This is a genomic window from Gordonia sp. Z-3 (assembly GCF_036233855.1).
GTDB classification, from domain to species: Bacteria; Actinomycetota; Actinomycetes; order Mycobacteriales; family Mycobacteriaceae; genus Gordonia; species Gordonia tangerina.
In genome coordinates this window covers 15,975-29,057 of the sequence record NZ_JAZARS010000011.1, presented here as the reverse complement: position 1 = coordinate 29,057, position 13,083 = coordinate 15,975, and the positions used below count along the sequence as shown (strand labels likewise).

At 63.9% G+C, this 13,083-nt stretch carries 9 protein-coding genes and 1 pseudogene; 8 read left to right on the top strand and 2 right to left on the bottom strand.

Annotation, left to right across the window (positions count from 1 at the left end):
• The first annotated feature begins 4 nt into the window (after positions 1-4).
• From VX037_RS14210 to VX037_RS14185, 6 genes are all read left to right on the top strand, one after another.
• Positions 5-1,279, top strand: a complete 1,275-nt coding sequence (locus VX037_RS14210) for a threonine/serine ThrE exporter family protein (protein WP_266060738.1) — start codon at positions 5-7, stop codon at positions 1,277-1,279.
• An 823-nt stretch (positions 1,280-2,102) separates the two neighbouring features.
• Complete coding sequence (locus tag VX037_RS14205; RefSeq protein WP_266060736.1) at positions 2,103-2,858, top strand: ATP-binding cassette domain-containing protein; 756 nt, start codon at positions 2,103-2,105, stop codon at positions 2,856-2,858.
• Between the two features lies 1 nt (position 2,859).
• Positions 2,860-4,824, top strand: a complete 1,965-nt coding sequence (locus VX037_RS14200) for a YhgE/Pip domain-containing protein (protein ID WP_266060734.1) — start codon at positions 2,860-2,862, stop codon at positions 4,822-4,824.
• Between the two features lie 84 nt (positions 4,825-4,908).
• A complete protein-coding gene (locus tag VX037_RS14195; protein ID WP_266060732.1) occupies positions 4,909-6,318 on the top strand; it encodes a glutamate decarboxylase in 1,410 nt (469 codons plus the stop codon).
• A 60-nt stretch (positions 6,319-6,378) separates the two neighbouring features.
• Positions 6,379-7,047, top strand: coding sequence for a hypothetical protein (locus VX037_RS14190; RefSeq protein WP_328714719.1), 669 nt, complete (start codon positions 6,379-6,381; stop codon positions 7,045-7,047).
• Between the two features lie 10 nt (positions 7,048-7,057).
• Positions 7,058-8,071, top strand: coding sequence for an AraC family transcriptional regulator (locus VX037_RS14185; RefSeq protein WP_266060730.1), 1,014 nt, complete (start codon positions 7,058-7,060; stop codon positions 8,069-8,071).
• 19 nt (positions 8,072-8,090) lie between these two features.
• Here the strand turns inward: VX037_RS14185 and VX037_RS14180 are convergent, their stop codons facing one another.
• Positions 8,091-8,711, bottom strand: a complete 621-nt coding sequence (locus VX037_RS14180) for a LysE/ArgO family amino acid transporter (RefSeq protein WP_328714718.1) — start codon at positions 8,709-8,711, stop codon at positions 8,091-8,093.
• Positions 8,712-8,791: 80 nt separating this feature from the next.
• Here VX037_RS14180 and VX037_RS14175 point away from each other — a divergent pair, with 80 nt between their 5' ends.
• Both VX037_RS14175 and VX037_RS14170 read left to right on the top strand, forming a co-directional pair.
• Positions 8,792-9,709 (top strand): LysR family transcriptional regulator ArgP, encoded by a 918-nt coding sequence (locus VX037_RS14175; protein ID WP_266060725.1) that lies wholly within the window; start codon positions 8,792-8,794, stop codon positions 9,707-9,709.
• Positions 9,710-9,820: 111 nt separating this feature from the next.
• Positions 9,821-11,691: pseudogene (locus VX037_RS14170) on the top strand (alkyl/aryl-sulfatase).
• A 38-nt stretch (positions 11,692-11,729) separates the two neighbouring features.
• On the opposite strand, the gene VX037_RS14165 reads toward VX037_RS14170, so the two are convergent.
• The gene (locus tag VX037_RS14165; protein WP_287015148.1) at positions 11,730-13,028 is read right to left on the bottom strand and encodes an MFS transporter; all 1,299 of its coding nucleotides are present in this window, start codon (positions 13,026-13,028) and stop codon (positions 11,730-11,732) included.
• Positions 13,029-13,083: the final 55 nt, after the last annotated feature.

Here is a 13,083-nt window from a genome sequence, read left to right as displayed (position 1 = left end):
CCCGATGACGTCAGACCACACTGCCGAGCACGGAGACAGCCCAGACACCGCGGAGATGCTGACCCTCATCGTCGAGGTCGGCAACGCTCTCAACAGATCGTCGTATCCGGTCCCGCGGATCACCCAGGTGATTCACGACATCTGTACGGCCTACGGTCACGACATCGCGACCCAGGTGTTCGCCAACTACATCATCGCGCTCGACGAGTCGGCCGGCCGGGTGCGGATGGCCAACACGGGTTCGATGTACCGCTTCGACCAGATCGCCGAAGCCGAGGCACTGGTGCACCGCCTGCGGGAGGCCGGTGTGCCGATCAGCCAGGCCATCGATGAGTTCGGTGCGATCGCCGATTCGCGGCCGCCGGTGAATCCGCTCGTCCGCGGCGTCGGGTACGCGCTGATGGCGCTGGGCTTCGCCTTCTGCTTCCGGATGAGTGCCGCGGCTACCGTTGCCGCGGTACTGGTGTCGATACCGGCGGCGACGATCCTGCTGTGGTCCAACGTCAAAGGCGCGCTGGCGGCATTGATGCCGGTGCTGTTGACCTTTCTGTCTGCGCTTGTGATCACGTTGTGGGCGGTCCATGGTGGATTGCCGGATCCGGTTCGACTGGCGGTGATACCGGTCGTGACATTGATCCCCGGGGCAGCACTGGCAACCGCTCTGATCGAGATCACCGCGGGTGACATGATCGCGGGCACAACACGTCTGGCCTATTCGCTCGTCGTTCTGCTGTCCATGGCGTTCGGATTGGCGTTGGCGATCGACATCGTCGGACTCACGTCAGCAGACCTACAGGACCTGACGAGTTCGCAGGCACCATCGTGGGTGCTATGGCCGGCAGCACCGATCTTCGGTCTCGGCACGATGCTGTACTTCTGCACGCCACGGCGGTTGTGGCTGTGGGTGCTCGCTCTGACTGTCGGCACCTTCTGGCTCAATCACTTTCTGGTGAATGCGATCTCGTCGGCGTTCGCCGGTGGCGTGGCCATCGGGACCGCGCTGCTCGTGGCGTGGACGATCAACGCGTATGCGAAGGGCCGACCGAGCGTGCTTGCGGTGTTCTTGCCTTCCTTCTGGCTCATCGTTCCCGGATCGATGGGATTCGTGGCGGTCAGCGGCGCCATCACCGCCGATCACCAACTCGACAGTCTGGGCACAAACGCCGCGCTCTCCGTGCTGAGCATCGCGATCTCCATGATGATCGCCAGCGTGATCGCCCCTTTCATCACCCGCCAACACTGGCCGACGACATGGAAGCTGCTGCTGAACACCCGATAAACACCTGGTATCGCCGAGCACACCGCTGATCGAACTCGCCGACCCCACCGGCGGCCGACAATTCCCTGCCCATTCCTGCCGCAGCCGGCTGCCCCGCACAGCGACTCTTACCCCACTTCCTCGCTCGCGCCCTACCGCTGCGCCAACAAAGTGCAGAAAAGTGCCATCCATATGAAAATTCTGTGCCCACAATCAGGGACGGCCAGGGCCTTTCGCGCCACCCGAAAGTGCGGAAAGGCACGCACTTTTCCACATATACGCAACGACCGACCGAAAACCTGGACACAAACAACGCCGCTGCGGTATTCTACTGCGCCGACCGTCCCCGCAGCGAGCTTTCCGGCAGCTATATCGCGTTCTCCTGCAGTCACTTCGACCGGCCGGCCGCAGTGTCACCACGGTTCAGCCGCGGTCGACAACTTTCGTTTGCTCGCGCTAGATTCTCCACCATGAGTTTCACGCCTGATCCCCGCAGGACCGCATTCCGCAAGGCCGCATGCCTTGATGGCATGTTCGACAGGTCATCCACTGCGACATCTGACGCGTTCGTCGCCTGTCCGTCTGCACGGTGCACCTGAACATCGGCACCGACAATGCGCTGAAGTGGGAGCGGCCCAGTCTCGGCGTCGCATAGTTTCTTTTGTTCGCCGATACCAACCTGACGCAGGTCCGAGTAAGACGAGATCCTTCCCTGCACCCGTAACCAATCATCACAGAGTCGCAGTCGGTAGGTTCAGCCCACTGAACCCGCCGAGTCGATAACGCCATTCATTCGATTTGCCGTGCGGCGCGGACCGCCAGGCACCGACGACGGGAACAGACGATGCCCGACGACAATTCGTTCAGCAATGAGATCACCACGGAGATCGCACCGATCGCCGACGAAGGTGATGTGCTGCTGCACGCCGAAGAGATCGGGGTGCGGGCGTCATGGGGTCGCATATTCGGCCCCACGAGTCTTTCTGTCCGCGCCGGCGGAGTCACAGTGCTTGCGGGGTCGGGTGGGCGAGGTCGTACCGCGCTGCTCCTCACGTTGGCCGGACGCATGCGGCCGTCCACCGGCACCCTGACGGCGTTTGGCCGCGCCAACGATGCCCACCATCTGTTCTCGCAGGCCGCGATCGCCGACATCGACGAGGTCGATGGTATCGATCAGACGATTCGAGTCAGTGATGTTGTGACCGAACAGATCCGGTGGGCCGCGCCCTGGTACCGGTGGGTTCGTCCGTCACGGCAGGAGGACCTCGAGCGACTGTGTGGGCCGGTCTTCGGCAACTTCGCGTTGCCCGCGATGAAGGACTACGTCGAAGAACTCCCCGAGCTCACCGCAGCGCTGTTTCGAATCGCGATGGCGAACATTCGTCGGCCGCCGCTGTTGGTGGTCGGTGGTGTCGATCGGCTGACTCGCATCGAGAGCGCCGACAAACTTCTCTCCCGCCTGGTCGACCTGGGACGTGACCAGACGGTGATCACCGCAGATGTCAACGGGGCCCGGCTCAACGGTGTCCGGGACGTTGTCGACGTTCACAACCTGACAGACGACGAGTTCGTCCAGCTCGAACAACACGATCGGATCTGACATGCTTGCCGCATTCTCGCCGGGCAGCGATTTCAAACGCTACTACCGGGGCCGCATGCCCCGACTCGCTTTGGCCGTCATCATCCTCATGCCGCTGCTCTACGGTGCTCTCTATCTGTGGGCATTCTGGAATCCCTTCGACGCGGTGAACAAGATCCCGGTGGCCCTGGTCAACTCTGATCGCGGCACCACAGTTGAGGGCGAACCGCTCAAGGCAGGCGATCAGGTTGCGCAGGGCCTGATCGATTCGAAGCAACTGGACCTGCATCCCGTCTCGGCCGATGACGCCAGAGATGGTGTGGAGCATGGGAAGTACTACTTCTCCATCACTCTTCCCGAAGACTTCAGCGAGGCCGTCGCGTCACCCACCGGGTCCGATCCCCGTTCGGCTGAACTGATCTTCACCTACAACGACGCCAACAACTATCTCTCGACCGTCATGGGGCAGGATGCGGCCGAGCAGGTGGTCAACCAGGTCGGCGCTCAGGTCGGCGCGCAAACGTTTGACATCGTGCTCAACGATGTGAGCGGCCTCATGCCGAAACTGAAGCAGGCGCAGGACGGCGTGAATGAACTCAATGCCGGAATGGAGACAGCCAACAACGGTGCCCAGGAGCTGGCAACCAATCTGGTGACGGCCCGCAACGGGGCCGGTGAACTGGCGGGTGGACTCACCCAACTCGACAACGCGGTCACCTCGGCGACCGACCCCATTCTCAACATCCTCGATCGATCCGGCGGCGCCGGCCTCGACGCCAACCAGCTCAACAGCGTGGTTCAGCGCCTAGGTTCCGACGCCTCCACACTCGACGCCCAGCTCTCGGCCGCCGCGTCTACTCAGTCACAGGCCAGCCGTTTGGTCTCCGGAGTGGTCGAACAACTACGGGCGAACTCTGATCCCAACGTCCGCCGGCTGGCCGACACCTTGACACCTGCGGTGCAGTTCCTGGCCACCGAGGGCTTGGGACCGAACGCGGACAATACGATCAGCCGGGTACGCGAGGACTCGAAGACGCTGTCACAACAACTCGGCAACCCGCAGAGTCCTGCCCGTACGGCCATGGCCTTGCTGGAGAACGGTGGACTGCGCTCGGACATCCTCGCCGCGCGCGGCGCCGCCGACGAACTGAGCTCGGGTGCAGATCAACTCAGCTCAGGACTCGTCGAGCTCAGTGATGGCGCCGATCAGTTGGCGGCGGGCACCACACAGCTGGCTTCGGGTACCGAGGAACTCGCAACTCAGGTCGACGAGGGAGTCAAGGCGGTCCCGCAATGGTCAGGTGAGCAACGCAACGCTCTGGCCGACGCCCTCTCCAAACCTGTGGCGCTGACGGAGAACACTCTCAACGAGGCGAAGACCTTCGGCACCGGGTTCACACCGTTCTTCTTCGGATTGGCGTTGTTCGTCGGAAGCATCATCGCCTGGATGCTGTTCACTCCGCTCCAGTCGAGGCCGATTGCGCAGGGGCTCAGCTCACTACGCGTGGTCCTGGCCTCCTATGCGCCAACGTTCTTCGTCGGCGTACTCCAAGCCGCGATACTTTACCTGGTCGTTGTCTTCGCAGTAGGACTGCGCCCGATGTACCCCGTGGCCACCTTCGGCTTCATGTTGTTGATGGTCGCAGTGTTCCTGGCCATGATCCAGATGTTCAATGCCCTTTTCGGGCCGGCAGTGGGTAGGGTCGTCACGTTGGCATTCCTGATGATCATGCTGACGTCTGCGGGAGGGATATATCCGGTCCCGACGACGACAAAACCGTTCCAGTACATCCACTGGGTCGATCCGATGACATACACGGTCACCGGACTCAGACAGCTCACGCTCGGCGGGATCGACCATCGCTTCTGGATCGCGCTCACCGTCCTGGTACTCCTGACCGCCGCCTGTCTCGCAGTCTCGACCTGGGCGGCCCGCCGCAACCGGCAATACAACATGGATCGGCTGTATCCGCCGGTCGAGGTGTAGGAGGCCGCGCGACAGCCATATCCGACACGACGAGTAACGCATACCCGCTGAAGTGACCCCTGATCTTTGACGAGGAGAGTTTCCATGTCCGAGCGCAAGCACACCAATGCACGTCACACGACGAATATCGGCGACAGTCTCACTCTGAACCCGGTTTTCGTCCGTCCAGGTGAAGCCACCGAGCTTCCGAAGTTCACCATCCCGGAGGACATGAGTCTGCCGGAGACCGCCTACCAGATCGTGCACGACGAGGCGATGCTCGACGGAAATGCACGGCTGAACCTCGCGACCTTCGTCTCGACCTGGATGGACGACGAAGCCAGGCAGCTGTACGCAGAGACCTACGACAAGAACATGATCGACAAGGACGAGTACCCGCAGACCGCGGCGATCGAGGATCGGTGCTGGAAGATCCTCGCCGATCTGTGGCATGTTCCGGACGTCGAGAACTCGATCGGGACATCGACCATCGGTTCCTCGGAAGCCGCGATGCTCGGCGGCCTCGCTCTCAAACGCCACTGGCAGGCCCGGCGGAAGGCCGAGGGCAAGCCGATCGACAAGCCGAACCTCGTGCTGTCCACGGCCGTTCAGGTGTGTTGGGAGAAGTTCCTGAACTACTTCGAGGTCGAGCCGCGATGGGTACCGGTCAGCGACGAACACATCGTCCTCGACGGACACGACCTGGACAAGTACGTCGACGAGAACACCATCGGCGTCGTTGCGATCATGGGTGTCACCTACAACGGTCTCTACGAGCCGGTCAAGGAGATCTCCGCGAAGCTCGACGAGATCCAGGACAAGACCGGCCTGGACATCAAGATCCACGTCGACGGCGCATCCGGCGCGATGATCGCCCCGTTCTGCCAGCCGGATCTCGAGTGGGACTTCCGTGTTCCTCGAGTGGTCTCCATCAACACCTCCGGCCACAAGTACGGCCTTGTCTATCCCGGTCTGGGGTGGATCATCTGGCGCGACGTCGAGGCACTGCCCGAGAGCATGGTGTTCCACTGCAGCTATCTCGGTGGCGACATGCCGACCCTCGCGCTCAACTTCTCTCGCCCCGGTGCACAGGTCCTGTTGCAGTACTACAACTTCCTTCGCCTCGGCCGCGAGGGCTACCGGCAGGTGCAGCAGGGCTCTTTGGATGTCGCGCAGCATCTCTCGAGCGCGATCGGAGCAATGGGCCCGTTCGATCTCGTGAGCAAGGGGGACACGATCCCCGTCTTCGCCTGGCAACTCAAGTCCGGCTACACCGACAAGTGGACGCTCTACGATCTGTCAGATCGGCTGCGGATGAAGGGGTGGTTGGTTCCGGCGTATCCGATGGCCGACGACCTCGCGGACATGACGCTGCAGCGGATCGTCGTTCGAGCAGGTCTCAGTCATGACCTCGCGAACGCGCTGTTGCGCGACATGGAGAGCGAGATCGCGTTCCTCGACAACCTCTCCGCCCCGATGCCGCGGGAAGGAACCGGCTCGCATTTCCACCACTGAGGTCGCCGCCGGGGCGACGTGTCCGTCGCCCCGGTCAGACAGTTCGAAACGGGAGTTGGGATGAGTATTGCGGATTCCGGCGCCGACCGGATCGGTGCGGCGCTAGCCCCGACCTTGCGGAAGCAGTGCTGGGGCTTCATGATCGGCTCGGCATTGTTCGCACTGGGGTCGGCTCCGGGCTTCGGACAGTGGGCCGGTGCCGCGGCGTCGAACATCTGCTACTTCATCGGCGCATGGTTCTTCACCACCGCCGGCTTGATCCAGTTGTTGCGCAGCGGCGACCGCACCGCGCCGGTGACGTACGGGACGGGCCGGATGGTGCGAGCCGAGTGGTTGACCGCTGCATCCCAATCGCTCGGCACAGTGCTCTTCAATGTGAGCACAACAGCCGCCATAGCCGCCCACTCGATCCCGTCTCAGCGCCATCTCGTATGGAGCCCCGACGCCGGCGGGTCATTGGCCTTCTTGGTCAGCGGCGCAGTCGCGTACATCGCCTACTATCGTGCGACAGGGACGAACTGGGCACCCCGGCGCGCCGACTGGTGGTCGGTGCAGATCAACTGGATCGGGTGCGTAGCATTCGGCGTGTCGGCCGTGGGCGCCTACATCACCCCCGACGGGGTGACGGTCGACGCCACAGTGGCGACGGTGGGGACGTTCATCGGCGCGCTCTGCTTCTTCTTCGCTTCGCTCGTCGTGCTGCCCAGGCGGCGGACGCCCAGTGCGTAGGACGGGCATCATGACGGACAGGCCATCGACGCGACTGACCTGTGACCTGGTTTCGGAGTGGACGACCCGGCTGGAGGCTTACGCCGGAACCAGTCCCCCGACACCACCGATCGGGCGCTTCGGGGCCGACGGCATGACCCAGTACAACGCACTGGTCGACGTGAGCACACCAGACCCCGACAACTTCGGGGCGATGTTGTACCGGCGCACCCTGTCGAAGCTGACCACATACTGTGCACTCCACACGCCGATGCTGTTGGAAAGAACGCCGCAGTTGGTGCGTGCCAGGCCATATGAGAGTGTCGTCGTCCATGTCAGCTCCATGCCCGGCCACATAACGGTCCGACAAGGAACCCGTGATGTCGCCTATCGGCCAGGCCAACTGGTATTCGTGAACTTGGCCGTCCCGTACAGCCAGTACTGCGAATCCGTCACCGACCCCACCGGCATCATCATCCCGACCGAGATGCTGGGACGTCTGCGGAGGACCGCAGAACTGACCGAACGCAGCGGGGCGTCATCAACTCTCCTGGCGCGCGCAGCGGCGGGATTCGTCACACGGTTTGCTGCCGACACCGCGCTCTCGTCCGGGCCTGTCCCACCTGTCGACACCGAGCTGGCCGCCGTGGACTTGATCGCCGCGGCGCTGGCCGAACTCAATGTCGAGAGATACCGCCTCGAGGACAACACCCTGTTCGTTCACGAGGCCGCGCTCGACCTGATCGAACGTCACCATCGCGACCCCGATTTCTCCCCCGACGTGATCGCAGAAGAACTCCATGTGAGTCGGCGCCAGATCTACCGCCATTTCGAGAACGCAGGGCAATCCGTGGCGGGTCTCATCGCGGCACGACGAGCCCGCAGCGCGCGCGAACTCCTGGAAGCCAACCCTGCACTATCCATCTCGGAAGTCGCGGCTGCATGCGGATTCCCCAGCGTCGCCACGTTCAGAAACCGATTCCGACAGCACTACGGAATCGGACCGCGAGATTACCGAAAGTCTGTCCTGCAACCGCAACGATGACTGTCACGCCGGCGGTCCGCTACACCGACAGCAGCAACCCCGCCCCCACCACAAACATCACCACGGCGACGGTGGCATCGAGGATGCGCCACGACCGGGGCGAGCCGAAGAACCGCGACAGCCTGGTGGCGCCACCGCCCAACGTCGCGAACCAGAGCAGGCTGGCCAGGCACGCACCCACCGCGAACGCCCACTTCGCGTGTCCGTGACTGTTCGCGATCGCACCCATGGTGAGCACGGTGTCGAGGTAGACGTGCGGGTTGAGCCAGGTCAGGGCGAGGGTCATGCCCACGGCCGCCCAGCGACTCACCGTCGCGGCCTCACCGGCATTGGCGACGATCGCCTCGGAACTGCGTAGGCAACGCCGCGCCGCCATCAGCCCGAGCACGATCACGTAGCCGCCGCCGAAGATCTTGGCGACTTTGACCACCGACGGATGAGCGGCCACCAACGCACCGAGACCGGCCACCCCAGCCACGATCAGCACCACGTCTGAGATGGCACACACCACCACCACGGGCACCACATGCGCTCGCGCAACCCCTTGGCGAAGGATGAACACGTTCTGCGGACCGATCGCGATGATCAGCCCGGCGCCGGTCAACAGGCCGGCTACGGCGGCAAGAACGTAGGTCGTCACGACTACGAAGTTAGGAGGCACCGCATCAACAGTCCAACGAATGTTTTTCACGAATCATGAATCAGACTTATGATTCCGAAATGGAGATCAGCCAAGAGGGTGTGCAGACGCTGGCCGCAGTCTTGCTGGAGGGCACCTTCGACGGTGCGGCCGGCGCGCTGCACATCACCCCGTCCGCGGTCAGTCAGCGGATCAAGGCACTCGAGGCGTCGGTGGGCCGGGTGGTGGTGCGCCGGACGAAACCCGCCACCGCGACACCCGACGGTGAGGTCCTGGTGCGACTGGCCAAACAGTGGGATCTGCTGACGGCCGAGGCGCGCGCGGAGCTGCTCGGTGGCGATCCCGCCGACCCGCGGGGTCCACGCATACATCTTCCGATCGCGGCCAACGCCGACTCGCTGGCGACCTGGTTTCTGCCCGTGATCGCCCGGATGCACGCCCGGCACCCGGTCGCCATCGAGGTGCTCCGCGACGACGAAAGCCAGAACAGCCGGTTCCTGCGGTCGGGAGAAGTATTGGGCGCCATCACCTCCGACCCGCTCGGCATCCGGGGCTGCACCATCCGCCCCCTCGGAGCAATGCGATACCTGCCGGTCGCGACGCCGGACTTCGTCACCCGATGGATGCCTGACGGGCCGACGACGGATGCGCTGGCACAGGCGCCGATGGTGTTGTTCGATCGCAACGACTACATCCAGCGCGACGTCCTGACCCGACTGGCCGACGGGCCTGTCTCGCCACCGATCAATTACGTACCGGCGTCCACCGAGTTCCATCGCGCCGTCGAACTCGGCATGGGGTGGGGCGCGGTCCCCGAGGTGCAGATCGCCGACGCCCTGCGGTCGGGCCGGGTAGTCCGGATCGTCGACGACCACGCGGACGTCCCATTGTTCTGGCAGTACTGGAAGCTGAGCTCCCCGGTGCTGGATTCGTTGACGGCGCTGACGGTGGCGGCGGCAGCCGAGCATCTCGTGCCCACGAGACAACCAAACCACTGAACGCGATCGACTAACTCGCACGACAGGTTAGACAGCGGTTGATGACTCGTTGGTTGACTCGACGCACCACCACCGATCTAATGACCCCTGACCCAGGAGCCGCGAGATCCGATCGAATCCATTGTGTCGCAGCACCGCGAGGTTTTGAAGCGATTGCCATTCGGCGACACAACAGATTTCGAGGATGCGCAGCACGGATTCATCGCGTCGGCAGAGTCATGTGTCATCCGCAACGACGACGGCCGCGTGGTGTGGGACAACGACTCGTATGCCTTCGTGACCGGTGAGGCGCCGGATTCTGTCAATCCAAGCCTCTGGCGCCAATCGACGCTGACCTCGATGCAAGGCCTCTATGAGGTCATCCCGGATCTGGTATATCAGGTGCGCGGATTCGACGCCTCCAACCTCACGTTGATCGAGGGCGACGAAGGCGTGATCGCTGTCGACCCGCTGGTCTCCGCCGAGACCGCAGCGGCCGCCCTGGCCCCCTACCGCGAACACCGCGGACAACGTCCCGTCACCGCCGTCATCTACACCCATTGCCACGCCGACCATTACGGCGGCGTCAGAGGCGTCACCACCCAAGAGGACGTCGACGCCGGCCGGTGCGCGGTGATCGCACCCGAGAAATTCGTCGAACACCTCGTTACCGAGTGGGTCTACGCCGGTGGGGCGATGGCACGACGCATCAGCTACATGTACGGCACCGTGGTCGACCGTGACCCTCGAGGACAGGTGGGTGTCGTTCTCGGACAGACGAATTCGACCGGATCGATCACCCTGATCAACCCGACGATCGAGATCACCGACACCGGGCAGGAACACACTGTCGACGGGCTTCGGCTCGTGTTCCAGCTTGCGCCGGGCACCGAGGCCCCGGCGGAGATGCACTTCTATCTGCCCGACCACCAAGCGCTATGCGTCGCAGAGAATGCCACGCACACCCAGCACAACCTACTCACCCTCCGCGGCGCCGAGGTGCGTGACGCGCACGCGTGGGCGCACTACGTCCAAGAGATAATCGACATGTTCGGCCACACCGCCGAAACAATCTTCTCGCCGCACCACTGGCCGATGTGGGGTAATGAGCGGATCGTCGAGTTCCTGTCGCTGCAGCGAGATCTGTACGCCTACATGCATGATCAGACTCTTCGGCTGCTGAACAAGGGCTACACAGGCATCGAAATCGCCGAAATGATGACACTCCCGCCCGCCCTGGAGAAAGGCCTGGCACGCACGCGGCTACTACGGCTCGGTGAGCCACAACGTCAAGGCCATCTACCAGCGCTACATGGGGTGGTTCGACGGGAATCCGGCACACCTGTGGCAGCATCCCCCCCCCCCCCCCGGAGGAGCAGGGCAGACGGTACGTGGAATACATGGGAGGCGCTGCCGCGGTCCTCGAGCGCGCCCGGAAGTCCTTCGACGACGGCGATCTGCGCTGGGTGGCCGAGGTGGTCAGTCATGTGGTGTTCGCCGAGCCGGACAACACCGAGGCCAAGGAACTACTCGCCGACGCGCTGGAACAACTCGGGTACTGCGCAGAGAACGGGACCTGGCGCAACATCTACCTCGCCGGCGCCTACGAACTGCGCCGCGGCAACTTCGGCACCCCGGTCTCCAGTCGGTCGGCCGACACCCTCGCCCAGCTCACACCATCGCAGATCTTCGACGCATTGGCGGTCCAGATCGACGGACCCCGCTCGTGGGATGACACCATCAATCTCGACGTCGTGCTGCCCGACACCAACACGACCTATCGGGTGCTGCTGCGAAACGGCGTGCTCACCCACACCGCGGCACCGGCCGCGAACCCCGCCGATGTAACCATCACTGTGCCGGCCAACCGCCTGTTCACGGCGCTCACCGCCGCCGATCCCACCGACGCGGGTGCGCAGGTCAGCGGTGACCCCGCAGCCCTCGGTCGGCTGGCCGGCTACATCGATGCGCCCGACCCGGACTTCGACATCGTCATGCCGTGAGGGGCGGTGGGTCCGCCATACCGTCGGACCCACCGCATTCAGTTGATTGCCGTCACGTCCGTCAGCACCACCCGCAACGGATGCTCGATCTCGTCGCGCCACAGTCGGGCGGCGAGGTAGAAGGCGCCGGCCACCGGCACCGGCAACAGTCCGGCCAGCACGAAGGTGGCGGTGAGCCCGATGGCATGGCTGATCGGCGCGGCCACCGCCATCGACACGGGCATCAACGCAACAGACACGAAGAAGTCGAGACTGGCCACCCGACCCAGTAGTTCGGGCGGCACCCGCCGCTGCAACAGCGTGCCCCACAACACCATCGGGCCGTCGAACATCACGCCCATCAGAAGGCCGGCGGCGACGAACATCCACGTGGCGTCGGCGACACCCATGATCACCAGGGGCACACTGGAGAAGCTCCAGATGCCGAACATGACCGACAGGTACCGTCGCGGCATCGGGATCGACGCGAACACCAGCGAGGCAGACGCCGCTCCGATCCCGAACCCAGTCAACACCAGCGCGTGATCGGATGCGCCGGCGCCGAGTTCACGCAACGCGAACGGCACCAACACCTCGATCGGCCCCATCACCGCGAGAACGAGAATGCACGCGAAGAACAGCGTCGCCCACAACCACGGGGTACGCCACATGTACGCGAACCCCTCGAGCAGATCGGTGACAACCGACCGCACCGGATGCGCCGTGGTCGCGGTCAGATCCCGTCGCACCGTCACCGGCGTCATCGCCACATACGCCAACGCCGACGACGCGCTGGCAACGCCGGCGAGTACGATGGCCGCCGCCGGTGAGGCCATCGAGATGGCGCCGCCGACCACGATGGGCCCGATGGCCTGAAAGATCACCGGCCGCAGAAACCCCTCGATCCCGTTGGCCGCCTGCAACTGTGCGGCTTCCACCACGCTGGGCAGCAGCGCCGAGTAGGCCGGGTAGTACATGCCCATCGTGATGCCGCCGAGCAGCGATGCGCCGATCAACACCGGCAGGGACAACACGCCGAGCAAGCCAGCGACACCGACGATGCCGAAGGCTGCGAGCTTGACCAGTTCCAGCCCGATCATGATGCGCCGCTGCGACACCCGATCGGCGAGGATGCCACCCGCCAGGGTGGACACCACCATCCCCACCGCGGCGACGCCGGTCACCACGGCGAGCTGCCCGGGGCCACCGCCGAGTTCGATGACCTGCCATACCACCCCGACCGTCCACACGCCGTCGGCGAACATCGCCAACATCAACCCGAGAACGAGCAGCCGGTACTGCCGCAGCGCGAAGGGTTTCAACGCCGCGGGCAGTTGGTTTCCGGCCGACACGCTCACCTACCCAGCTTGCCGGATATGCAGGTCAGCAAGCCAACGATTTTCTTTCACCCGC

Bases quoted from the DNA above. Each gene is read 5' to 3' on its own strand.
- VX037_RS14200 (WP_266060734.1), top strand. From the start codon at position 2,860: ATGCTTGCCGCATTCTCGCCGGGCAGCGATTTCAAACGCTACTACCGG.
- VX037_RS14205 (WP_266060736.1), top strand. From the start codon at position 2,103: ATGCCCGACGACAATTCGTTCAGCAATGAGATCACCACGGAGATCGCA.
- VX037_RS14210 (WP_266060738.1), top strand. From the start codon at position 5: ATGACGTCAGACCACACTGCCGAGCACGGAGACAGCCCAGACACCGCG.
- VX037_RS14185 (WP_266060730.1), top strand. From the start codon at position 7,058: ATGACGGACAGGCCATCGACGCGACTGACCTGTGACCTGGTTTCGGAG.
- VX037_RS14190 (WP_328714719.1), top strand. From the start codon at position 6,379: ATGAGTATTGCGGATTCCGGCGCCGACCGGATCGGTGCGGCGCTAGCC.
- VX037_RS14175 (WP_266060725.1), top strand. From the start codon at position 8,792: ATGGAGATCAGCCAAGAGGGTGTGCAGACGCTGGCCGCAGTCTTGCTG.
- VX037_RS14195 (WP_266060732.1), top strand. From the start codon at position 4,909: ATGTCCGAGCGCAAGCACACCAATGCACGTCACACGACGAATATCGGC.